This window comes from Bradyrhizobium australafricanum, from assembly GCF_020329495.1.
GTDB classification, from domain to species: domain Bacteria; phylum Pseudomonadota; class Alphaproteobacteria; order Rhizobiales; family Xanthobacteraceae; genus Bradyrhizobium; species Bradyrhizobium australafricanum.
Genome location: NZ_JAGKJL010000001.1, coordinates 242,097 through 264,216, shown reverse-complemented (window position 1 = coordinate 264,216; position 22,120 = coordinate 242,097). Strand labels below are relative to the sequence as shown.

General features: G+C 64.9%; 20 protein-coding genes and 1 tRNA gene. 12 read left to right on the top strand and 9 right to left on the bottom strand.

Features of this window, described 5'->3' with window-relative positions; translation table 11 throughout:
- Positions 1 to 2: 2 nt before the first annotated feature.
- The 5 genes from J6525_RS01285 to J6525_RS01265 form a co-directional block, all read right to left on the bottom strand.
- Entirely contained in the window at positions 3 to 1,280 is a 1,278-nt protein-coding gene (locus J6525_RS01285) for a beta-ketoacyl-ACP synthase (protein ID WP_028344597.1), read from the bottom strand.
- A 27-nt stretch (positions 1,281 to 1,307) separates the two neighbouring features.
- Positions 1,308 to 2,492 (bottom strand): beta-ketoacyl-ACP synthase, encoded by a 1,185-nt coding sequence (locus tag J6525_RS01280; RefSeq protein WP_092085557.1) that lies wholly within the window; start codon positions 2,490 to 2,492, stop codon positions 1,308 to 1,310.
- Positions 2,485 to 2,961, bottom strand: coding sequence for a 3-hydroxyacyl-ACP dehydratase FabZ family protein (locus J6525_RS01275; RefSeq protein ID WP_225641420.1), 477 nt, complete (start codon positions 2,959 to 2,961; stop codon positions 2,485 to 2,487). The genes J6525_RS01280 and J6525_RS01275 overlap by 8 nt, the downstream gene beginning before the upstream one ends.
- A gap of 9 nt (positions 2,962 to 2,970) precedes the next feature.
- Complete coding sequence (locus J6525_RS01270; protein WP_024582229.1) at positions 2,971 to 3,270, bottom strand: acyl carrier protein; 300 nt, start codon at positions 3,268 to 3,270, stop codon at positions 2,971 to 2,973.
- Between the two features lie 181 nt (positions 3,271 to 3,451).
- On the bottom strand, positions 3,452 to 3,793 hold the full coding sequence (locus J6525_RS01265; protein ID WP_057019710.1) for a hypothetical protein: 342 nt from the start codon (positions 3,791 to 3,793) through the stop codon (positions 3,452 to 3,454).
- Positions 3,794 to 4,217: 424 nt separating this feature from the next.
- On the opposite strand from J6525_RS01265, the gene J6525_RS01260 reads away from it, so the two are divergent.
- Entirely contained in the window at positions 4,218 to 4,844 is a 627-nt protein-coding gene (locus J6525_RS01260; RefSeq protein ID WP_057019711.1) for a ParB-like protein, read from the top strand.
- Here the strand turns inward: J6525_RS01260 and J6525_RS01255 are convergent.
- The 3 genes from J6525_RS01255 to J6525_RS01245 all read right to left on the bottom strand — a co-directional run bounded on the left by J6525_RS01255 (position 4,805) and on the right by J6525_RS01245 (position 7,751).
- A complete protein-coding gene (locus tag J6525_RS01255; protein ID WP_092085555.1) occupies positions 4,805 to 5,317 on the bottom strand; it encodes an MgtC/SapB family protein in 513 nt (170 codons plus the stop codon). The two genes, J6525_RS01260 and J6525_RS01255, sit on opposite strands and share 40 nt — an antisense overlap.
- An 8-nt stretch (positions 5,318 to 5,325) precedes the next feature.
- Positions 5,326 to 5,904: a peroxidase-related enzyme gene (locus tag J6525_RS01250; protein ID WP_225641418.1), complete on the bottom strand. Its 579-nt coding sequence runs from the start codon at positions 5,902 to 5,904 to the stop codon at positions 5,326 to 5,328.
- A 98-nt stretch (positions 5,905 to 6,002) separates the two neighbouring features.
- Entirely contained in the window at positions 6,003 to 7,751 is a 1,749-nt protein-coding gene (locus J6525_RS01245; protein WP_225641416.1) for an ATP-binding protein, read from the bottom strand.
- A 398-nt stretch (positions 7,752 to 8,149) separates the two neighbouring features.
- Here J6525_RS01245 and J6525_RS01240 point away from each other — a divergent pair, with 398 nt between their 5' ends.
- From J6525_RS01240 to ggt, 8 genes are all read left to right on the top strand, one after another.
- A complete protein-coding gene (locus J6525_RS01240; RefSeq protein ID WP_312009713.1) occupies positions 8,150 to 10,042 on the top strand; it encodes a putative bifunctional diguanylate cyclase/phosphodiesterase in 1,893 nt (630 codons plus the stop codon).
- Positions 10,043 to 10,223: 181 nt separating this feature from the next.
- Entirely contained in the window at positions 10,224 to 11,180 is a 957-nt protein-coding gene (locus tag J6525_RS01235; RefSeq protein WP_225641414.1) for a catechol 2,3-dioxygenase, read from the top strand.
- Between the two features lie 194 nt (positions 11,181 to 11,374).
- Positions 11,375 to 11,809: a DUF1801 domain-containing protein gene (locus J6525_RS01230; protein ID WP_312009712.1), complete on the top strand. Its 435-nt coding sequence runs from the start codon at positions 11,375 to 11,377 to the stop codon at positions 11,807 to 11,809.
- A gap of 215 nt (positions 11,810 to 12,024) precedes the next feature.
- Entirely contained in the window at positions 12,025 to 13,302 is a 1,278-nt protein-coding gene (soxC, locus tag J6525_RS01225) for a sulfite dehydrogenase (protein ID WP_225641413.1), read from the top strand.
- Between the two features lie 34 nt (positions 13,303 to 13,336).
- Complete coding sequence (locus J6525_RS01220; protein ID WP_225641599.1) at positions 13,337 to 13,834, top strand: c-type cytochrome; 498 nt, start codon at positions 13,337 to 13,339, stop codon at positions 13,832 to 13,834.
- Positions 13,835 to 14,014: 180 nt separating this feature from the next.
- Positions 14,015 to 14,323 carry a BA14K family protein gene (locus J6525_RS01215; RefSeq protein WP_225641411.1) on the top strand — a complete coding sequence of 103 codons (309 nt, stop codon included), beginning with the start codon at positions 14,015 to 14,017 and terminating at the stop codon, positions 14,321 to 14,323.
- Between the two features lie 145 nt (positions 14,324 to 14,468).
- Positions 14,469 to 15,968: an amino acid permease gene (locus J6525_RS01210; RefSeq protein ID WP_249795876.1), complete on the top strand. Its 1,500-nt coding sequence runs from the start codon at positions 14,469 to 14,471 to the stop codon at positions 15,966 to 15,968.
- A gap of 84 nt (positions 15,969 to 16,052) precedes the next feature.
- Complete coding sequence (gene ggt / locus J6525_RS01205) at positions 16,053 to 17,789, top strand: gamma-glutamyltransferase (protein ID WP_225641407.1); 1,737 nt, start codon at positions 16,053 to 16,055, stop codon at positions 17,787 to 17,789.
- A gap of 111 nt (positions 17,790 to 17,900) precedes the next feature.
- On the opposite strand, the gene J6525_RS01200 is transcribed toward ggt, so the two are convergent.
- A complete protein-coding gene (locus J6525_RS01200) occupies positions 17,901 to 18,236 on the bottom strand; it encodes a hypothetical protein (RefSeq protein WP_225641405.1) in 336 nt (111 codons plus the stop codon).
- Positions 18,237 to 18,795: 559 nt separating this feature from the next.
- On the opposite strand from J6525_RS01200, the gene J6525_RS01195 reads away from it, so the two are divergent.
- The 3 genes from J6525_RS01195 (at position 18,796) to J6525_RS01185 (ending at position 22,113) form a co-directional block, all read left to right on the top strand.
- Positions 18,796 to 21,276 carry a penicillin-binding protein 1A gene (locus tag J6525_RS01195; protein WP_225641403.1) on the top strand — a complete coding sequence of 827 codons (2,481 nt, stop codon included), beginning with the start codon at positions 18,796 to 18,798 and terminating at the stop codon, positions 21,274 to 21,276.
- Positions 21,277 to 21,459: 183 nt separating this feature from the next.
- Positions 21,460 to 21,533, top strand: a tRNA-Gln gene (locus J6525_RS01190).
- A 172-nt stretch (positions 21,534 to 21,705) separates the two neighbouring features.
- Positions 21,706 to 22,113, top strand: coding sequence for a GNAT family N-acetyltransferase (locus tag J6525_RS01185; protein WP_225641401.1), 408 nt, complete (start codon positions 21,706 to 21,708; stop codon positions 22,111 to 22,113).
- Positions 22,114 to 22,120: the final 7 nt, after the last annotated feature.

The window sequence follows — 22,120 nt, the reverse complement described above, 5'->3', positions numbered from 1 at the left end:
CGCTAGGCCGGCTCGCGCGTCAGGATCAGTGAGGCGTTCTGCCCGCCGAACCCGAACGAGTTCGACATCACGGCGGTCACCTTGGCATCGCGCGCCTTGTTGCCGACCACGTCGAACGGGATCGCGGGATCTGGCACCTCGTAGTTGATCGTCGGCGGAATCCGCTGATGCTCGAGCGTGAGCAGCGAGAAGATCGCCTCGACTGCACCGGCGGCCGAGATGGTGTGGCCGACCATCGACTTGTTCGACGACACCGGAATGTTTTTGGTGTGTTCGCCAAACACGGCCGACGTCGCAAGATACTCCATCTTGTCGTTTTCCGGCGTCGAGGTCCCGTGCGCGTTGATGTGATCGATTTGCTCGGGCTCCATTCCAGCATCGGCGAGTGTCTTGCGCACGCAGCCGATCGCCGGCTTGCCGTCCGGGGCCGAGCGGGTGCGATGGAAGGAATCGGTGAGCTCGCCGCAGCCGGCGACGACGCCGAGGATGCGCGCGCCGCGGGCCATCGCGGCCTCGTAGCTCTCGAGCACCAGCGCGCCGGCGCCTTCGGCCATCACGAAGCCGTCGCGGTTCTTCGAGAACGGTTTCGAGGCGGCCTGCGGCGGGTCGTTCTGGGTGGAGAGAGCCGACAGCAGCGAGAAGCGCACCATGGCTTCCGGGTTCACCGAGCCGTCGGTTGCGACGCACAGCGTCGCATCGGTTTCGCCGCGGCGGATCGCCTCGACGCCGAGCTGGATCGCGGTCGCACCGGAGGCGCAAGCCGTCGACAGCGAAATCGGGGACCCTTTGGTACCGAAGGTCTCGGCGAGGTTGAGCGCGACGGAGCCGAAGGTGAAGCGCCGGTGAAAGTGCGCGAACTTCCCGCCGCTGCAGGTCGCCAGGTATTCGATGATTCCAAAGTCCTTGGTCGGAACCTCGCGCGCGACTTCGAGCCGCTGCGGCCACTCGGTCTCGATCGGGGCGACTGCCAGAAACAGCGGGCCGGGAAAGTCGCCCTTGCTGCCGATGCCGGCTTGCTCGAGCGCTTCTTCGGTCGCGATCTCCGCCAGACGCTGCGACAGGCTGGTCGAGGAGAACGGGTCGACGGTGACGAAATCGACGGCGCCGGCCATCGTCGTCTTCATACTGTCGAGCGGGAAGCGTGTCACGGTCTTGATGCCGGACTCACCCGCGGTGAGGCGCTTCCAATTGTCGGTCTTGCCGCCGCCGAGCGACGTCACGATTCCCATGCCGGTCACGACGACGATCGGTCGGCCGAATTTATCGCGTGGTGCTGTCATGGTGTCCCCGTCGGTGCTTGCGCCGAATTACTTGACGGCCTCGACCAGTGCCATGCCTTCGCCCTGCCAGTGGCCGACCCCCAGGACAACAATCTGGGTTGGCGCTTCGGTCTTTTCAACCTCCAGCCCGGTCGGGTCGTTGGCCGGATAGAGCGCGCCGCGCGAGATCGACAGCGCGGCCAGCGCGAGCCCGAGCGGGAACTGCGCCTCCATGGTGTGGCCAAAGGTCGTTCCGGTGGCGCGGACGGCAAAGCCGGCATGCTGGCTGAGGAATGCACGCTCTTCAGCGGTCGCAGGTTCGGCGCCGGTCGCGCCCGTGATCAGGATACCGCTGTCGCCGCTGACGCCGAGCTGCGGCCACAACGTCTGCAGCGATTTCGTCACGGCGCCCGGCTCCTTGCGTCGGGCAAGGTCGGCGACCACCTTGGTCAGCTTGGCGTACGGCTTTGCGCCGCGGGCCTCGGCATGTTCGCGCGATTCCATCACGAGGAAGGCGCCGGCGGAGCCGATGGCAAAGCCCGGGTTGTTCCTGCGGGCCCAGACCGAGCTATGCTGGTCCTTGAGGGCGAGATCGCCGAATGCATAGAGCATCAAGAGGTCGCCGCGATCACCGTTATGAGCGGCGCCGACCAAGGCGATGTCACTCTGGCCGGCTCCAATGCGCGCGACCGCGATCCGTGCCGCGTCGATGCTTGAGGCTTCCTCGCCCATGAAGGTGCGCGAGGTCCCGCACACGCCGTGAACGATCGCGATGTTGCCGGCGAGCAGGTTGGAGAGCTGCGCCAGGAACAGCGTCGGGCGCAGCTCGTTCATCAGCTTCTCGTTGAGCAGGGCGGGCGGCAGCTTGCCCTGCGCATCGGCGTTCATGATCGCCAGGTCGACAGTGAGGTCACGCTCGCCGCCACCGGCTGCGATGATCATGTCCATCCGCGACAGGATTTCCTGATTGCCTTTGACGCCGGCGGAATCGAGCGCCAGCCCGGCGGCATAAGTGCCGATCCGCTGCCACGTTTCCATCTGACGCTGATCGCCCTTCTTCGGGATCTGGGCGTCGAAGCTGACGGGAGCGATCGGATGGATCACGTATGGCGCGAGACGCTTCTCGTCGGCATTGACGCGCCGGGCGCCGAGCGCCTCCCAATGCGCATCCAGTCCCTCGCCAAGCGAGGAGAGCAGGCCTACGCCGGTGATCCAGACTTCCTTCTCAGCCATTACTCATTGCCTGCTGCGGAAACCCGATCTTGGCGGCCATCGCATCCATGTGCACGCGCAAGTCCGGGCTGGGGAAGGGGATGTGACGGAAGGTCAGCTCGGCATTGCACTTGAGCTCCTTGCCGACGCGAACCTTCGCCGAGGCCACGGCGAAGCCTGAACCTTCGTGCTCGATCTTGGCCTCGATGGTCAGGACCGAGCCGGGGCTGACGAAGCCGCGCATCTTGGCTTCCTTGACCATGGCGAGGAAGGGCATGCGCTCGAACTTGGTCAGACCAAGGATCAGCCAGCCCGAGCTCTGGGCCATTGCTTCGGTCAGCAGTACGCCGGGCATGATCGGGTAGCCCGGGAAGTGCCCCGCGAACACCGAATGGCTGCCGGGCGGAACATCCGCCTCGACGACAATGGTCCTTGCGTCGAGGTTGAGGTCGACGATCCGATCAATCAGCTGAAAGATCTCGAGCTGCATGATGGGCGATTACGAGCCCGTGCCCGTGCCCGCGTTCTTGGCTGCAACCAGCTCGTCGATGCGGTCGGCGAGATTCTTCAACACGAAATACTGCTCCGTCGTGGCCTTGCCGTCGTTGACCTCCTGGGTCCACTTTTCGAGCGGCATCTTGATCCCGAAGGCCTTGTCGATGGCAAAGGCGATGTCGAGGAAGTCGAGGCTGTCGATCCCCAGATCGTCGATCGCGTGGCTCTCCGGCTTGATCGTGTCGCGCGGGATGTCGCAGGTCTCCGCGATAATGTTGGCGATCTGCTCGAATGTGGAGGACATCATTAAGCCTTTGATATATTGAAGGTAATTCCGGGTCGGCTCAGAGGAGGCGGGCGCGTTGCCCCGGAATGCCCGATTGCTGGTGCCGGAGTCGTGTGCCCGTATATCGGAGCAGGGCCGTTAGTTCAATGGAGCTTGGCCGGCATCGCAAGGACGGTTTTTGGGCAGGGTTCCGGCCAGCCTAGCTGCGCGGCATCACCGTAATCTTCGCGCAATCCCGGCGGCCCATCAGCACGCAATCCTGGGTCTTGCGCAAATCGGCGATGCTCATGGCAAGCCAGATGCCGATCGCGGTGAGCGCCACCGTGAAGGCGAAGGCGGCGATGTTGGCGAGCATGCGCTGGCGGAAATCGTCCGGCTCCTCGCGCGGCTTCTCATAGCGAGAGAGATCGTTGGCAACGGAAGCCGGGCGCGTCGTTCGGTGCGGCTCCTCGCGCTTGCCGGGCGGCTGCGCCGAGGTACGCGGCCGGAATTTGAGCACCACGTGCTCGGCATCCGAGGAGATTGGCCGCTGCGTCTTCACTGTTGTCAGTCCGGTCGCGTCGCCGGTTATGTTTAGCATGTTCGCTGCACTTCACACCTAAAATCTTGGTGCGCGCAGAGGTGGTATTCATGCGTCGATCACCTCCAGGAACTGGCTTGCCGTCGAGGCGGCTGCTGCGGCGCGCGGGATGCTCGGCGATGACCATGTCGACATATTCGTTCGACCTTCGCGCATGCACAGTTTGCGCTGCAACGCCGTCACGGAGGTTGAGGCTGCGCGCCCGGGCATTGACAGCCCGGGCATTGACAGCCCGGGAGCATCGACAGCCGAGGGCGGACCATCCGGCCATCGGCCCCCACCGCTTCGTGAAGCCATTCCGGCACACCGGACTCTTTCACCCGCCTGCGGGCTCATGACATAGTGGAACCCGTTCCGGAGTGCCGGTCAAAAGGGAGCATAAATCATGGCCCACACGCGCGAGCCTTACGTCAAACCGGTCCCGATCCTGTCGCTGCGGCCGACCCAGATGACGGTCGGCATGCAGGAGGTGACGGAGAAGCGGAAGCGCTGGCGCGAGCACAAGTCGGACAAGAAGCGCGCCGAACTGCTGGGCAAGCACATGATCCCGGTCGTCCATGGTCCCGACGATCGCTACTACGTGGTCGATCACCATCACATGGCGCGGGCGCTGCACGACGAGGGCGTCAAGGACATCCTGGTCACGGTGATCGGCGATCTCACGATGGTCGAGCGTGACGTGTTCTGGGGCGTGATGGACAACAAGCGCTGGGTCTATCCCTACGATTCCAAGGGCGAGCGCCGCCACTTCAAGGACATTCCGAAATCGATCAAGGACCTCAGGGACGATCCGTTCCGCAGCCTCGCCGGCGAGATGCGCAGGGCGGGCGGCTTTGCCAAGGACACGACGCCATTCAGCGAATTCCTGTGGGCCGATTTCCTGCGCCGCCACATCCCGCGCAAGACGGTGGAGAACAATTTCGCCAAGGCGCTGGAGAAGGGACTGGCGCTCGGCCGCAGCAAGGACGCAGTCTATTTGCCCGGCTGGTGCGGGCCGGCATCTGACGACTGATCTGCCGCCACCGCCGGCCCGTGCTGATCCTCCCTGCCGCCGAGCGCGTGGTGCAGCCACCGCTCGGTCCGCTTGCCGAAGGTCAACAGCAGGAACGCCAGCGCGACGGCGGTGACGACGATCGGCCAATGTCCGGCGCCGCAGACGATGCCGACGCAAGCGGCGAAGAAAGCGCATGCGGCGCTGGTCAGGCCGCGGACCTGGAAGCGGTCGCCCTGCCGCACGATCACGCCGGCGCCGAGGAATCCGATGCCGGTCAGCACGCCCTGGATCACGCGGCTCACCGCGTCGGTGAACTTGCCGGGCTCGACGGCCTGCAATGCCAGCAGCACGACCATGGCTGTCGAGAGGCTGACGAGACCCAGCGTCTTCAGGCCGATCGGCTTGCCGCGCAGGTCACGGTCGAGCCCGATCGCGCAACCGGCAAGGGTGGCCGCGCCGAGACGCAGGACGATCTCGCTCCAGTCCGCCAAGGCGTCCTCTATTTCGGCTGCCGGCCGAGCATGTAGAACTCGCTGTTCGGCCGCATGCCGGTGACGTTGGCGAGCCGGTTCGACAGCGCGAAGAATGCCGCAACCGCGGCGATGTCCCAGACGTCGTCGTCGCTGAAGCCGTGGGCGGCAAGCGCGGCGAAGTCCGCCTCCGAGACTTCCTCGGCGGCGCGGCTCACCTTCATGGCGAAGTCGAGCATCGCGCGCTGCCGCGGCGTGATGTCGGCCTTGCGGTAGTTGACCGCGATCAGGTCGGCGATTTCCGGATTCTTGGCGCGGATGCGCAGGATCGCGCCGTGGGCGATCACACAATACTGGCACTGGTTGGCGGCGCTGGTCGCCACCACGATCATCTCGCGCTCGGCCTTCGAGAGGCCGGAGTCCTTCTCCATCAGCGCGTCGTGATAGGCGAAGAAGGCGCGAAACTCGTCGGGGCGATAGGCCAACGTGAGGAAGACGTTCGGCACGAAGCCGGATTTCTCCTGCACCGCCAGGATGCGGGCGCGGATGTCCTCGGGGAGCTTGTCGAGAGCGGGCGTCGGGAAGCGTTTTGCGGTCGGCTGCGTCATGAGATGGTTCCGGCGTGCCGCCTGGATGCGGCGTCACGCGAGACCATAGTGGATGACGCCTTGGGCGCAAGGCGCATCGGCGCCTTGGCGGAATTCGGCTAACGCAGCGGCTTCTTCAGCAGCGAGAAGCGGTCCGGATCAAGGCCGAGCGAGGGCTGCAGCATCGGCGCCTCGGCCGGCGCCATGCTGCGCGCCGGCGCGGGAGAGTTGAAGTTGGCGTCGCCGCTCGGGCTGTCGCGATGCGAGGTGGCGCCGCGCCAGCGCTCCAGCACGGCGCTGACGAAATGCATGTCATGCCCGGCGGTGACCGACGGTACCGTGGCGATGGTGGCCTCGCCGCGCGGCAGCTGGTGCGGCGGCACCTCCTTGAAGCGCAGCCGGGTCGGCAGCGCCACGCCTTCGCCGAACGCCAGCACCTCGCGGGTGCCGAGCGAGGGCACGAAGGACAGCAGGTTGGCGGCGGCGTCCGAGACCGCGGAACGCAGCAGCGCCTGGTCGCGGTCGTTGGCGAGGCGCATCGTGAACAGCGTGTTGCACTGGGAGATGATGGTCGCGTCGAGCTCGGCCGGACGCTGGGTGATCAGGCCGAGATAGATGCCGTATTTGCGGCCTTCCTTGGCGATGCGCGACACCGCCTTGCGGGTCGGCCCGAAGCCGATATTGCGGTCGGCCGAGGCGTAGCGGTGCGCTTCCTCGCAGACGAACAGCATCGGCGAGACGCCGTCGCTCCACAGCCCGAAATCGAACGCCATGCGGCACAGCACCGACACCACGGAATCGACGACTTCGGCGGGGAAGCCGGCGAGCTGCATGATCGTCATCGGCTTGCCGTTGGCGGGCAGGCGGAACAGATGGCTGATCACCTCGGCCATGGTATCGCCGCCGACATTGGCATTGTCGAACATGAAGGCGTAGCGCGGATCGTTGCGCACCGCGTCGATGCGCGAGATCAGCTTGTGATAGATGATGCGCGAGGAGCGGTTCTCCAGCTTGCCCATGCGCTCGTCGATCAGCGAGATCAGGTCGACGAGGCGATAGGGCACCGGCGTATCGACGGTGTAGCCGACCTGCTTGGGGTCGATGCGCTTCAGCCCGAGACCGACCCGGTCGGAGTTCTGGTACTGGGTGTAGATGCCCTTCGCCATCGGGATCACCTCGGCGAGAATGTCGAGCTCCTCGGGCACGCCGGGCCGGCCGCCGAACAACACGTCGACGATCTCTTCGAAGTTGAACAGCCAGAACGGCAGCTTCAGGTTCCGCGGGTTGAGCACCTGGGCGCGCTCGCCGAAGCAGCGGCCATATTCGTTGTGCACGTCGAGCAGGAAGATGCGCAGGTTCGGCCGCGACTTCAGGATCTCGTTGAGCAGCAGCGACACGCCGGTCGACTTGCCGACGCCGGTCGAGCCGAGCACCGCGAAGTGCTTGGAGAGCATCTCCTCGACGTCGACATAGGCGATGACAGAACGATCCTGCTGCAGCGTGCCGACATTGATCTGGTCCGAGCCGCTCGGCGCATAGACCGTGCGCAGCTCCTGGTTCGTGATCAGATCGGTGCTGTCGCCGATGGTCGGATAGTGGGTGACGCCGCGTTGGAATTTCGGGCGGTCGCCGCCCAGGATCTCGCCCAGCAGGTCGACCGAGGCGGTCGCCATGTATTCGTCGGATGCCGGCAGGTTCTCGCACGTCACTTCGGTGATCATGGCGACGATGACCGAACTTGCGCAGCGGATACTGACGAACCGGCCGACGGTCGCTCGCATTTCCGAAAGTTGCATCTGGCCGCCCGCCAGCAGCCCAACCCGGGCCTGCGAGCCGCGCACAGAGATCACACGTCCGAAGGGTGTCACAGTTCCAGCCTGGCTCGTTCTCAAAATCTAAATGTCCGGACCAATATGCCCGCCCGGGATTGGAAAAACCGTTAAGTCGCCGGGGGTCCGCATCGGCTAAATCTACACCTTCCCGGTGACGATTTGTTTCTATCGTACCGGGAGAATATGCGCTGTCGCGCGCATCGGCAGCGGAATCGTCGCTTTCCGGCACAGCCGCGTTTGTTTCCCGGTTTTTCCGTTAAGGCGGGATTCACCATCTCCGAGGAGTGCATCGGCAGCTCCGTAGGTTTACGGGGCATTGGGCGCGATTTGTCATACGCTGTCACCCGGTATCGCGTAACCGATTGCTAACTGCGAGTTGTAACGACCTTTCCATTTGTGCTGCGTAACGATGCCGCGCCCTGGGAGAGATCAGCGTGCGCATCGAACACCGCAATTCATCGTCAGGAAATGCCGATGCCGGCTCGACCAAGGGGCTGGCGTTCTGTGCCGGCCTGTTGGTCGGCAGCCTGCTCGGAAGCGCGACCGCGCAATGGAGCGAGCGCGAAGGCCTGCTGATGGCGGCATTCGCGATCATGGCCGTGATCGTCTTCCTGTTGCTCAAGCGGCACGAAATCTCCGACGAACGGCTCGCCAGCGAACGTCGCAATCTCATGACCGCCGTGAACAACATTCCGCAGGGCCTCGTGCTCTACGATGCATCGGCGCGCATCATCATCTGCAACCGTCCCTACATCGAGATGTTCGGGCTTTCGCCCGACGTCGCCAAGCCCGGCTGCACGATGCACCGGCTGATTGCGCACAGACAGGAGACGGGCTCGTTCGACGGCGACGTCGACGACTTCTGCGACGCCATCATCGGCAACGTGAAGCTTGGCCGCGCCACGCGTCAGCTGACGCAGGCGCCGGGCGGGCGCGCGATCGAGATCGTCAACAAGCCGCTGCCGGAAGGCGGCTGGGTGGCGACCATCCAGGATGTCACGGAGCGCACGCGCACCGAGAACAAGATCGCCCACATGGCGCATTATGATGCGCTGACCGACCTGCCGAACCGCGTGCTGTTCCGCGAACGCCTGGAGCGGTTGCTGAAGGCGATCCGGCCGGATCAGCAGCTCGCGGTCATGTATATCGACATCGACGAGTTCAAGGCCGTCAACGACGCGCTCGGCCATCAGATCGGCGACGAATTGCTCAGGGCGGTCGCCGACCGCCTGCGCGGCTGCGTTGGGGACACCGACGTCGCGGCGCGGCTCGGCGGCGACGAGTTTGCCGTGATCCAGACCGCCGTCCGCGATCAGACCGAGACCATGCAGCTCCTCGCTGCGATCTATCAGGCGATCCGCCGGCCGATCGACTGCAGCGGGCATCTGATCACCACCGATGCCAGCATCGGCATCGCGGTTGCGCCCGCCGACGGCCTCGACATCGATCAATTGCTGCGCAATGCCGACCTCGCGCTCTACGGAGCCAAGAGCGACGGCCGCCGCACTTACCGGTTCTTCGAGACCGGCATGGATGCACGCGCCAAGGCGCGGCGCAGCCTCGAGCTCGAGCTGCGCCAGGCGATCGCCGACGGCAGCTTCGAGCTGCACTATCAGCCGCTGCTCCATCTCGAGGAGGGGCAGGTCAGTTGCTGCGAGGCGCTGGTGCGCTGGCGTCATCCCGAACGCGGCACCATCTCGCCGGCGGATTTCATCCCGATCGCCGAGGACACCGGCCTGATCAACGATCTCGGTCACTGGGTGCTCAACACCGCGTGCCGCGAGGCGATGAACTGGCCGGAGCATGTTCATGTCGCGGTCAACGTGTCTCCGATCCAGTTCAAGAGCCAGACGCTGGCACTCAACGTCGCCGCCGCGCTCGCCGCGACAGGTCTGGCACCTTCGCGGCTCGAGCTCGAGATCACCGAGGCGGTGCTGATCCGCGACGACGAGGCTGCGCTCGATATCCTGCATCAGCTGCGCGAACTCGGCGTCCGTATCGCGCTCGACGATTTCGGCACCGGCTATTCCTCGCTGAGCTATCTGCAGCGCTTCCCCTTCGACAAGATCAAGATCGATCGCGCCTTCATCAAGGATCTCGCCGGGACCGGCGCGTCGTCCACGATCGTCCAGGCCGTCGTCAACATCGCCGCTGCCAGCGACATGACCACGACCGCGGAGGGCGTCGAGACCGAGCAGCAGCGCAACCTGCTGCGCATCCTCGGCTGCACCGAGATGCAGGGCTATCTGTTCAGCCGGCCGGTGTCATCGGCTGAAATCCGCAAGCTCCTGTCGTCGGATCGCGAGAAGGCCGTCTCGGTCGCCTGACGCCTGCCTTGACCGCTTTCACGAGGTGATTCCGGCCACGGAATGCCCTGCGAGCGCAATTGCCGTCGCCAGTAATTTGTTGACGGGACCTAATCATTTGTACACTAGTACAAATCGGCGCGCCGCTCACCTGTCCAACCGCAAGTCGTCGATCCGGCGTCGTCGCGGAGGGAGGCCATCCATGCAGCCGGAACCGATCTTCGATCTCGCGCATCTCGGGCACATGGAGCTTTTGACGCCGAAGCCGGACGAGAGCTTGAAATTCTTTGTCGACGTCTTGGGCATGACCGTTAGCGGCCGCAAGGGCGAGTCGGTGTATCTGCGCGGCTGGGACGATTACGAGCGTTATTCGCTGAAGCTGACGGCATCGAAGGCTTCAGGGATGGAGCACATGGCGCTGCGGGCGCGCAGCCCGCAGGCGCTCGAACGCCGCGTTGCCGCGCTGAAGGGCTCGGGGTTCGATATCGGCTGGATCGACGGTGACATGGGGCAGGGGCCGGCATTCCGCTGCCGCGACCCCGACGGCCATGTCATCGAGCTCTATTACGAGACCGAGTGGTACGAGGCGCCGGCCGAGCTGAAGCCCGCGCTGAAAAACCAGGCGCAGCGCTTTCCGGCGCGCGGCGTCAATGTGCGGCGGCTCGACCATCTCAATTGCCTCGCGGTCGATATCAAGGCCAACCGTCTGTTCTTCGAAGACTACCTCGGCTGCCGCACCACCGAGCAGATCGTACTCAACGACGGCACGGAAGCCGCGATGTGGATGACGATGTCGAACAAGAGCTACGACTTCGCCTATACGCGCGACCATTACGGCAAGCGCGGCCGGTTTCACCATGTTACCTACGCGCTCGACAGCCGCGAGGAGATCCTGCGTGCTGCGGATATTTTTCTCGAGCACGGGGTGCATATCGAGACCGGGCCGCACAAGCACGCGATCCAGCAGACTTTCTTCCTCTATGTCTATGAACCCGGCGGCAACCGCGTCGAGGTCGCCAACGCCGGCGCACGCCTGATCCTCGCGCCGGACTGGAAGCCGATCGTGTGGACCGAGGAAGAGCGCAGGAAGGGACAGGCGTGGGGGTTGAAGACGATCGAGTCGTTTCACACCCACGGCACCCCGCCCGTGATCGACTAGATGCCAGACCGCCGCACGAAAAGCCGCCCGAGCGCGTCGATACGCCGCCGCGAACACGCGCGCTCGCTGACGACAACACCGACGCGCAACCGATATGATCCGGTTCGCGACGGCGGGCGCTGCGCTGCACGCGAGACGTGAACCGGTGAGAGCGGGCACAATGGCTGGCAAGACGCCAAAGACGTCGGCGAAGGGTGCGAAAAAGAGCGCCGCGGCGTGGCACTGCAAAGCCGCGTCTGCTCGCGGGCGGCAATCCGCAGATCGCCAAGGGATATGGTGACGCTCCGGTGCAAGCCTATATCGCCGCGATGCCGGGGTGGAAGCGCGACGTCGGACGCAAACTTGACGCGCTCATCGTGCGTGCCGTCCCCGGCGTGCATAAGGCGGTGAAGTGGAACTCGCCGCTCTACGGCATGGAAGGGGAAGGCTGGTTCCTCGGCATCCATGTCTTCACGCGCTACGTCAAGGTGGCGTTCTTTCGCGGTGCGTCGCTGCATCCGGTGCCGCCGGGCGAGTCCAAGCAGCAGCACACGCGCTATCTCGACATTCACGAGAACGACGAGCTCGACGAAGCCCAATTCACCGCGTGGGTGAAGCAAGCCAGTCAATTGCCCGGCGAACGGATGTGAACGCAAGCAAACACTGTCGAACAACGGCCATCACGCGCCGTCGATGCAGCTCTGCGCGATAGAGCATTGCCTCGCCTCAGCCCTTTGGTGTTAGGCTGCACCAAAGCCCGATGAATCGTCATCGCGCTTTGGATTGTTGTCCTGGCATGATCTTTTCGGAAAACCGCTTCGCACTTTTCCGGATCATGCTCTGGTAACGTCAGAGGAAAACGTCGATGAGCGAACACACGACGGACAAGCGCGTGCGAGAGGCGTCTCGCAGGCGATTCCTTCAGGCCGGTGCAGCTCTGGCCGGTGGCTCCGCGATATCGGGAGTTGCCGGTTTTACCGCGCTTGCCGAACAGGGGAATAATCTTCCGCCCAACGTGCCGGAATGGATGAAAGCGCCCGGCGACCCGATGGGAAGCCAGCCCTATGGCACGCCGTCGGTTCACGAGAAGGCTGTTGTCAAGAACATCTCGAAGACGCTGCCGCAATACATCTCCGCTTCAGGCCGCACGCCGTTGCAGGAGCTCGACGGCATCATCACGCCGAACGGTTTGTTCTACGAACGCCATCATGGTGGCGTGCCGACCATCGACCCGGCCGAGCACCGGCTGGTGCTGCATGGCATGGTCGATCGCCCGCTGGTGTTCACGATGGAGGACATCCGCCGCTTCCCGTCGCAGTCGCGCATCCACTTCCTCGAGTGTTCCGGCAATCCGGTTTACACCAAGCCCTACGGCAAGACGGCCTCCGACCTCGTCGGCCTCCTGAGCTGTGCGGAATGGACCGGCGTGCCGCTCAAGACGGTGCTGGACGAGGCGGGCCTGCAGGCCGGCGCCAAATGGATCGTGGCCGAAGGCGCCGACGCCGCTGCGTTGACGCGCTCGATCCCGATCGAGAAATGCCTCGACGACGCCATGCTGGTCTACAGCCAGAATGGCGAGCGGCTGCGCCCGCAGCAGGGCTATCCGCTGCGCCTGTTGCTGCCCGGCTTCGAGGGCAACATGAACGTGAAGTGGCTGCGCCGGCTCAAGGTCGTCGCCGAGCCGGCCTATTCGCGCGAGGAGACCTCGAAATACACCGACCCGATGCCCGACGGCACGTCGCGCGAATTCACCTTCTATATGGAAGCCAAGTCGATCATCACGCGGCCGTCCGGCGGGCAGAAGCTGACCGCGCAGGGCTTTCACGAGATTACCGGCATCGCCTGGAGCGGTCACGGCAAGATCAAGAGCGTCGAGGTCTCGCTCGACGAGGGTAAAAGCTGGCAGCAGGCCGAATTGCAGGAGCCGGTGTTGACGCGCGCGCTCACGCGCTTCCGCTTGCCCTGGCATTGGGACGGCAAACCCGCCGTGATCCAGAGCCGCGCCATCGACGAGACCGGATACGTGCAGCCGACGCTGGCGGAATTGGTCAAGGTGCGCGGCCTCAACTCGTTCTACCACAACAACGCGATCTGGCCCTGGCGCATCGATGCGAATGGTGAGGTGACCAATGGCCAGGCATAAGCTCAAGGCGGCGTTCCTTGCGAGTGCGGTCGCGATGCTCGCGACTGCCGGGCAGGCCGAGGATCGCTTTGGCATCGGGCGTGCGGCGACGCCTGCCGAGATCGCCGGCTGGAACATCGATATCGGCCGTGACGGCTCCAACCTGCCGCCGGGCAACGGCAGCGTCGAGCGCGGCCGCACCGTGTTCAGCGAGCAATGCGCGGCGTGCCACGGCGACAATGGGCAGGGCGGCGTCGGCGACCGCCTGGTCGGCGGACAGGGCACGCTGGCGAGCCCAAAACCGATCCGCACCGTCGGCAGCTATTGGCCCTATGCCCCGACGCTGTTCGACTACATCCGCCGCGCGATGCCGCAGAACGCGCCGCAGTCGCTGAGCAATGAGGACGTCTATGCGGTGTCCGCCTACATCCTCAGTCTGAACGGCATCGTGCCGGCCAATGCGGTGCTCGACGCCAAGTCGCTGGCCGCCATCAAGATGCCGAACCGCGACGGCTTCGTCTCCGACCCGCGGCCCGACGTGCACAACCACTGAAGCGTCGGCAGGACGTATGTCTCGGGCTGCGGTTGCAGTGCCGCGCAGACCGCTGGGCTCGCGCCATTGTGACCTCCCGGTCCCTGGGTCCGGACCTTGGCCGGCACCATATCGATCGCGGGCACAAGAGCGACACCGCCGCTCTTGGACAGTTTTCAGTTGATGCATCGGAGAGGTCATATGGCCGGATTCAAGGCCGTTGCAGCCGTTGTGCTGCTCGTGGGAATGACGTTCACGCCGGTCGCGGCCCAGATGTCGGAGCCGGCATATTTCGACGCGCAAAATCCCGGGCGCAGCGCAATCAACGGCGGCGCCCTGACGCCATGGGGTGAGGCCCAGGAGGCCGCGCAGCGCGGGCGCAATCCGGCGAACGCCTACGGTGCCATGCCTGCGGCGGAGCCATCTTCCGCCTGCGCGCGTTACCGTTCATTCGATCCAGCGTCCGGTACCTTCCTTGGCCGCGACGGCCGCCGCCATCCCTGCCGATAAGGCCTGCACCGCGCTTGGCGGTGGATAAGGGCGCCGGCACTCGCCCGGCGCGCGAACGACTGGACGTTAGGCGCGTTATAGTCCGCCGATCGTGTCGGGTCCCGCCGGACCCGAGCGGCGGAGGACACCCGGCGTGACAGATGCTCTGGCCGGTTTCTGGGACCGAAAGTCGACCTCGGACCTGTTGCGGGAGGCGGCGCGCGCCGATGGCGACGCGGAGACGCCGATCTTCAGGCGCTCGCTGTCGGCGTTGCAACTGGTCACGCTCGGCATCGGCGGCATCATCGGCGCCGGCATCTTCGTGCTGACGGGCCACGCGGCCGCTGCCAATGCCGGTCCCGCGGTCACGCTCTCCTTCATGCTTGGTGCGGTGGCCTGCGCCTTCGCCGGCCTGTGCTACGCCGAGATGTCGTCGACGGTACCGATCTGCGGCAGCGCCTACACCTATGCCTATGCCACGCTCGGCGAACTGATCGCCTGGATCATCGGCTGGGACCTGATCCTCGAATACGCGGTCGGCGCGATCGCGGTCTCGGTCGGGTGGTCCGGCTATTTCGTCAGTCTGATGCGCGATTTCGGCATCAACCTGCCGCCGCAATTCACCTCGGCGCCGCTCGCCTACGACGTCAACACCGGCGCGTGGTCGTCGACCGGTGCGGTCATCAACATCCCGGCGATCGCGATCATCGCCTTCGTGACCACGCTGCTGGTGGTCGGCATTCGCGAGTCCGCGCGCTTCACCAGCTTCGTCGTCGTGGTCAAGCTCATCGTGATCGCGCTGTTTCTCGCCACCGCGGCTTCCTCGGTGACGCTGGCGAACTGGGTGACGGCGAGCAACCCGGAGGGCGCGCTGATCCCGCCGAATGCCGGTCCTGGCGTGTTCGGCTGGTCCGGCGTGGTCCGCGGCGCGGCAGTGGTGTTCTTCGCCTATATCGGCTTCGACGCGATCTCGACCGCGGCGCAGGAAGCGAAGACGCCGGAGCGCGACATGCCGATCGGAATTCTCGGCTCGCTCGTGATCTGCGCCGCGCTCTATGTCGCGGTCGGATTTGTGCTGACCGGCATCGTGCCCTATGACCGGCTCAGCGTGCCCGATCCGATCGCCGTCGGCATCGATGCGATCGGTATCGGCTGGCTCGGTCCGTTCATCAAGCTCGGCATCCTGTTCGGATTGACATCGGTGATCCTCATCATGCTGCTGGCGCAACCGCGGATCTTTCGCGCCATGGCGCATGACGGATTGCTGCCGGGCTTTGCCGCTAAGATCCATCCGCGCTTCCAGACCCCCTATGTCTCGACCATCTTCGCCGGCACCGTGGCCGCTCTTCTCGGTGGGCTGTTGCCGATCGGGCTGGTCGGCGAACTGGTCTCGATCGGCACGCTGTTCGCATTCACGGTGGTCTCGATCGGCACGCTGGTGCTGCGCGTGCGCGATCCGGAATTGCCGCGTCCGTTCAAGGCGCCGGCGATCTGGCTGGTGGCCCCCGCTGCCGCTGCAACCTCGCTGTTCCTGATGTTCGGCCTGCCGCTCGACACCTGGATCAGGCTCGCGGTGTGGCTAATGATCGGGCTTGTGATCTATGCGGCCTATGGCAGACGGCACAGCCGGCTGCGGGCAAGCAGCGGTGACCGCGCGGGCCTATAGTGCGCGCGCGTGCGGCCTGCTAGATGTACGCGTTGAAATAGCACCGCAAGCCGCGACAAGCCGGCATTCCCCGGGGAGACTTTTATGCAAAATCCAACGGCCCGCGCGCGATGGATGGTCGCCGCGCTCGTCTCGATCGGCATCGTGTCGGCTGCTCCCGGTCGGGCAGCCTCGGTTGCGCCGGTCGCGGCCGAGAACGGCATGGTGGTGTCGGCGCAACGTCTTGCCACGCAGGTCGGCGTCGAGGTGTTGAAGCAGGGCGGCAATGCGGTCGATGCGGCGGTCGCCGTGGGTTACGCGCTTGCGGTGGCCTATCCCGCCGCCGGCAATCTCGGTGGCGGCGGGTTCATGACCATTCAATTCGCCGACGGCCGCAAGACCTTCCTGGATTTCCGCGAGATCGCGCCGAAGGGCGCCACTGCCGACATGTATCTCGACAAGGACGGCAACGTCATCCCGGGGCTGTCGACCAAGGGGCATCTCGCTGTCGGTGTACCGGGTTCGGTGGCCGGGATGGAATATGCGCGCGAGAAATACGGCACGATGAAGCGCGCTGACGTCATCGCGCCGGCGCTGCAACTTGCGGACGATGGTTTCGTGCTCGACCAGGGCGACGTCAGCATGCTGCAGACCTCGACCAAGGATTTTCAGGACGATCCGGCCTCGGCCGCGATCTTCCTCAACAACGGCAAGCCGTTCCAGGTCGGCGAGCGGCTGACGCAGCATGAGCTCGCCGAGACGCTGCGCGAGATCAGCAAGCGCGGCACGGATGGCTTCTACAAGGGCTGGGTCGGCGCGGCGATCGTCGCCGCGAGCCAGGCCGGCAAGGGCCTGCTGACGCAGGAGGATCTGGACAACTACAGGGTTCGCGAGCTGGCGCCGGTCGAATGTGACTATCGCGGTTACCACGTGGTCTCGGCGCCGCCACCCAGTTCGGGTGGCGTGGTGATCTGCGAGATGCTCAACATCCTCGAGGGCTATCCGCTGAAGGAGCTCGGCTACCATTCGGCGCAAGCGGTGCACTACCAGATCGAGGCGATGCGCCACGCCTATGTCGACCGCAACAGCTATCTCGGCGATCCGGACTTCGTGAAGAATCCGCTCGAGCGCCTGCTCGACAAGACCTACGCCGCGAAGATCCGTGCCGCGATCGACCCGGCCAAGGCCGGTGTGTCCAGGGACATCAAGCCCGGCGTTCCGCCGCATGAGGGCAGCAACACCACGCACTATTCGATTGCCGACAAGGACGGCAATGCGGTGTCGGTCACCTACACGCTGAACGACTGGTTCGGTGCCAAGGTGACGGCGGCCAAGACTGGCGTGCTGCTCAATGACGAGATGGACGACTTCACCGCCAAGGTCGGCGTGCCGAACCTGTATGGGCTGGTGCAGGGGGAGGCCAACGCGATCGTCCCCGGCAAGCGTCCGCTGTCCTCGATGAGTCCGACCATCGTCTCCAAGGACGGCAAGCCGGCCATCGTGATGGGCACCCCGGGCGGCAGCCGCATTATCACCGCCGTGCTGCTGACGATGATCAACGCCATCGACTATGGCATGAACGCGCAGGAGGCCGTGGACATGCCGCGCTTCCACCAGCAGTGGCTTCCCGAGGCGACCAACCTCGAGGACTACACGCTGTCGCCGGATACGCGGAAGATCCTGGAGGGCATGGGCCACAAATTCGGCCCGCCGCATCCGGCCAACCACCTCGCGGTGATCATCATCGGCGCGCCGTCGCTGGGCGGCAAGCCGGTTGGCAACAACCGCTTCTATGGCGCGAACGATCCGCGGCGCAATTCGGGGCTCGCCGCAGGTTATTGATGGTGACGCCTGCCGTAGCCCGAATGAGCGAAGCGATATCCGGGTCTTGTTGAGCTCCCGCATGTCGCTCCGCTCATGCGGGCTACTGCTCCAATTGATCGGCGCCGCGCGTCATGCGACGGCGGTCGACCTGTGGTCGTCGTGCCCGCTGGTCAGCAGCAGGCGCCGGCGGATCGCGTCTTCGACCAGGGCCAAGGATTGCTTGGCTTCGCGCGCCTCGGCTTCGGCGGCCTGGGCGCGGAATTCGGCCGCATCGAGTTGCTCCTGTTGGGACTCGATGCGTCGTCGGGCTTCCTCAAGCGCCCGCGACGCATCCCTCAATTTGCGCTCGGTGGCGGCGATGATTTCGAGCTGCGCCTGTTCGGCGGCCTCGGCGCGCGCCTCGCCGGCGCGGGCCCGGTCCTCGATGCTGCGGAACAAATCCGCCGCCTGATAGACGAGGTCCAAGGCTTCTGTGCCCATGGCCGACGTGGGTGGTTTTGGAAATCCAAGGACATTCGGGTCGGCCGTAAAAGGCCGTCTAAATCCGCGCAGTGCCATCAAAATCAGCCCGTCGCGAGTCGGTGTATGCCAACAACTTGCGGTAGTTATAGTTAACAAATCCTTAATGTGACTGGCGCGCCGGCGCTGTCCACCGGTTTCTGATGTCGCAGCACCCAAATCGGCGGCCGGATAAGGGGAATCGATCCGTCCGGCCCGCGCTTTTCTTTCGTAACGTGCTCTCCGCGCGAGCGTATCGAGACCGCAGCGCTATCAGGCGCGGCGCACGAATCGCCCAGCGCTGCAGCGAAGATCGATGCAGCCTCCGCGGGCAGCCCCAGCCGGCGAGGTCTGCCGATTTGGCTGCGGGCGCGAGCCGGGCTCTATGGCATAAGTTTGACGCCTGGCTTGCTTTAATTCTCCGGTGTTGAATTGCAGGTCCCTGGAGCGACCGATATACCGGGCGACCTAAGTGGCACGCAGCGCGCTCAGAACGAGCGACGTATTCGCCACGGAAATCTGGTCGATGAAATTTCTGTTGCGGTTCTTCGGGTTCCTGTTCACCGCAGGCACCATCCTGTTCCTGGCTGGTCTGGCCGCGGTCGCAGGGCTGTTCTGGCATTTCTCCAAGGACCTGCCCGACTATTCGCAGCTCCAGAACTACGAGCCGCCGGTGATGACCCGCGTGCACGCGGCCGACGGCTCGCTGCTCGGCGAATACGCCAAGGAGCGCAGGCTCTATCTGCCGATCCAGGCGGTGCCGAAGCTCGTGATCAACGCGTTCCTCGCCGCCGAGGACAAGAATTTCTACGAGCATGGCGGCGTCGACTACACCGGCATGGCGCGCGCCGGCGTCGCCTACATCCAGAACTTCGGTTCCAACCGGCGGCCGCAGGGCGCCTCGACGATCACCCAGCAGGTCGCCAAGAACTTCCTTTTGACCAACGAGGTGTCGTTCACCCGCAAGATCAAGGAAGCCTTGCTGGCGATGCGAATCGAGCGGGCTTACTCCAAGGACAAGATCCTCGAGCTCTATCTCAACGAAATCTATCTCGGCCTTGGCGCCTACGGCATCGCGGCGGCCTCGCTGGTGTATTTCGACAAGTCCGTCAATGAACTGACGGTCGCGGAAGCGGCCTATCTGGCGGCGCTGCCGAAAATGCCGGCCAGCCTGCATCCGGTGCGCAACCGCGCGCGCGCCGTCGAGCGGCGCAACTACGTGATCGACCGTCTGCAAGAGAACGGCTGGATCACCGCCGCCGACGCCGACAAGGCGCGCAAGGAGCCGCTGACCGTCACCAGCCGCAGCAATGGCGCGCACACCTTCGCCGGGGAATATTTCTCGGAAGAAGTCCGCCGCGACATCTTCGAGCGCTATGGCGAGAAGAAGCTCTATGAAGGCGGCCTGTCGGTGCGTACCACGCTCGACCCCAAGGTCCAGGTGATGGCGCGCAAGGCGATGGTGGCGGGGCTCGTCAACTATGACGAGCAGCAGGGCTATCGCGGCGCGATCCAGAAGCTCGACCTGTCCGGTGACTGGGGCGTGCCGCTCGCCGAGATCAAGTCGCTCTCCGACATCTCGCCGTGGCGGATGGCGGTGGTGCTGGAGAGCAACGATCAGTCGGCACGGATCGGCTTCCAGCCGGGCCGCGAGCTCGGCGGCGCCGTGAGCAAGCAGCGCGAGACCGGCATCATCACGATGGACGGCGTGCGCTGGGCCAAGAGCAAGGGCAAGACGCCGACATCGGTGGCGCAGGTGCTGCAGCCCGGCGACGTGATCTACGCCGACCCGCTCTTCAGCAAGGACGGCCAGCGCGTCGAAGGCCAGTACCGGCTGCGCCAGATCCCCGAACTGTCGGGCGCGATGGTGGCGATGGATCCGCACACCGGCCGCGTGCTGGCGATGGTCGGCGGCTTCTCGTTCGACCAGAGCCAGTTCAACCGCGCGACGCAGGCCTACCGGCAGCCCGGCTCGACCTTCAAGCCGATCGTCTATTCGTCGGCGCTCGACAACGGCTACACCGGATCGACCATGATGATCGACGCCCCGATCGAGATCGACCAGGGGCAGGGCAACATCTGGCGGCCCGAAAACTTCTCCACCGGCAAGTATCAGGGCCAGGTGACGCTGCGCAACGCGCTGCGGCTGTCGCTCAACACCGTGACCGTGCGGCTGGCGCAGGAAATCGGCATGCCGCTGATCGGCGAATATGCAAAGCGCTTCGGCGTCTATGACGAGTTGCCGAACTATCTCGCCTACGCGCTCGGCGCCGGCGAGACCACGGTGATGCGGATGGCCACGGCCTATTCGATGATCGCCAATGGCGGCGTCCGCGTGAAGCCGACCTTGATCGACCGCATCCAGGACCGCTACGGCCACACCATCTTCAAGCACGATCAGCGCGAATGCCGCGGCTGCGACGCGCCGGAGGGCTGGAAGAACCAGCCGGAGCCGCAGCTCGTCGACCGCCGCGAGCGGGTGCTCGACGCGATGTCCGCCTACCAGATCACCTCGCTGATGGAGGGCGTGATTCAGGCCGGTACCGGCACCGCGCTGAAGGACGTCGGCAAGCCGCTCGCCGGCAAGACCGGCACCTCGAACGAGGCCAAGGATCTCTGGTTCGTCGGCTTCTCGCCGGACCTCGTGGTCGGTCTCTATGTCGGCTACGACAAGCCGCGCTCGCTCGGCCGCAACGCGCAGGCCGGCCACACCGCGGCGCCGATCGCGCGCGACTTCCTGAAGCTCGCGCTGGCCGACAAGCCCGCCACCCCGTTCAAGCAGCCGGTCGGCATCCGGCTGGTCCTCGTCGATGCCAAGACCGGCCTGCGTGCCACGCCTGGCCAGAACAGGGGCGTGGTGCTCGAAGCCTTCAAGCCGGGCCAGGCGCCGCCGTTCAATGATCCCGGGATGGTCGCCGGCACCGACGTGATCGACGGCACCCAGCAGGGCATTTCGCCGGACGCCGATCGGGCCGTGATGCGGTCAGGGACGGGCGGGCTGTACTGACGCTTGGTGGAAGGGCCTTCGCGGGCAGCGATTTTCACGCCCATTCCCCGCCAACAATGCTTGCCAAGGGCGGGATCAAGCGGGTAGAAGGTCGCTCTCGCGGGGGCGCTGATTTGGCAGGCGAACCCGCTACACCGAGATGTCCAGTCATCCAGCTAAGCTGTTGATACCACGGATTATTCTTGGGGAATGGTGTAACGGTAGCACAACAGACTCTGACTCTGTTTGTCTTGGTTCGAATCCAGGTTCCCCAGCCAATCCGCCTCGGTGGCGTGATCATCCTCTGAAATCCCGACGAGATTGCCGGCTGCAGCTGCCGACGGTGGTCAGTCGTATGTGTGCCATCACGGCATGAGGGTGGATTGGTCCGGCGTAATCCACCATGGTCCCGCGCGTGTGGTCCGGCCCGTTGCGACTGAGGTCAAGCTGATGGACGAAATTCTCTATACCCGCGAGTCCTCGATCGGCGTCGACGAGTTCATCGAGGTGCTGCGGCAGTCGGGCCTAGGCGAGCGGCGGCCGCTGGCGGATGTCGAGCGGCTGGAGCGCATGATCGCCAATGCCAATCTGATCGTGACGGCGCGGCGAGGGCACACGCTGGTCGGTGTGTCGCGCGCGCTGACCGATTTCGCCTATTGCTGCTATCTGTCCGATCTGGCGGTCGATCGCGCGTATCAGGGGCATGGCATCGGCAAGCGTCTGATCGCGGAAACGCGGCGCCTCGCCGGACCCGAATCGATGTGCCTGCTGTTGTCGGCGCCGGACTCGATCGGGTTCTACAAGACCATCGGCATGCCGCAGCCGGACAACGCGTTCCTCTACAAGCGGGAGCGATAGCGAACGG

Bases quoted from the DNA above. Each gene is read 5' to 3' on its own strand.
- J6525_RS01235 (WP_225641414.1), top strand. From the start codon at position 10,224: ATGCAGCCGGAACCGATCTTCGATCTCGCGCATCTCGGGCACATGGAG.
- J6525_RS01270 (WP_024582229.1), bottom strand. From the start codon at position 3,270: ATGTCCTCCACATTCGAGCAGATCGCCAACATTATCGCGGAGACCTGC.
- J6525_RS01275 (WP_225641420.1), bottom strand. From the start codon at position 2,961: ATGCAGCTCGAGATCTTTCAGCTGATTGATCGGATCGTCGACCTCAAC.
- soxC (WP_225641413.1), top strand. From the start codon at position 12,025: ATGAGCGAACACACGACGGACAAGCGCGTGCGAGAGGCGTCTCGCAGG.
- ggt (WP_225641407.1), top strand. From the start codon at position 16,053: ATGCAAAATCCAACGGCCCGCGCGCGATGGATGGTCGCCGCGCTCGTC.
- J6525_RS01250 (WP_225641418.1), bottom strand. From the start codon at position 5,904: ATGACGCAGCCGACCGCAAAACGCTTCCCGACGCCCGCTCTCGACAAG.
- J6525_RS01195 (WP_225641403.1), top strand. From the start codon at position 18,796: ATGAAATTTCTGTTGCGGTTCTTCGGGTTCCTGTTCACCGCAGGCACC.
- J6525_RS01220 (WP_225641599.1), top strand. From the start codon at position 13,337: ATGCTCGCGACTGCCGGGCAGGCCGAGGATCGCTTTGGCATCGGGCGT.
- J6525_RS01215 (WP_225641411.1), top strand. From the start codon at position 14,015: ATGGCCGGATTCAAGGCCGTTGCAGCCGTTGTGCTGCTCGTGGGAATG.
- J6525_RS01285 (WP_028344597.1), bottom strand. From the start codon at position 1,280: ATGACAGCACCACGCGATAAATTCGGCCGACCGATCGTCGTCGTGACC.
- J6525_RS01260 (WP_057019711.1), top strand. From the start codon at position 4,218: ATGGCCCACACGCGCGAGCCTTACGTCAAACCGGTCCCGATCCTGTCG.
- J6525_RS01185 (WP_225641401.1), top strand. From the start codon at position 21,706: ATGGACGAAATTCTCTATACCCGCGAGTCCTCGATCGGCGTCGACGAG.
- J6525_RS01280 (WP_092085557.1), bottom strand. From the start codon at position 2,492: ATGGCTGAGAAGGAAGTCTGGATCACCGGCGTAGGCCTGCTCTCCTCG.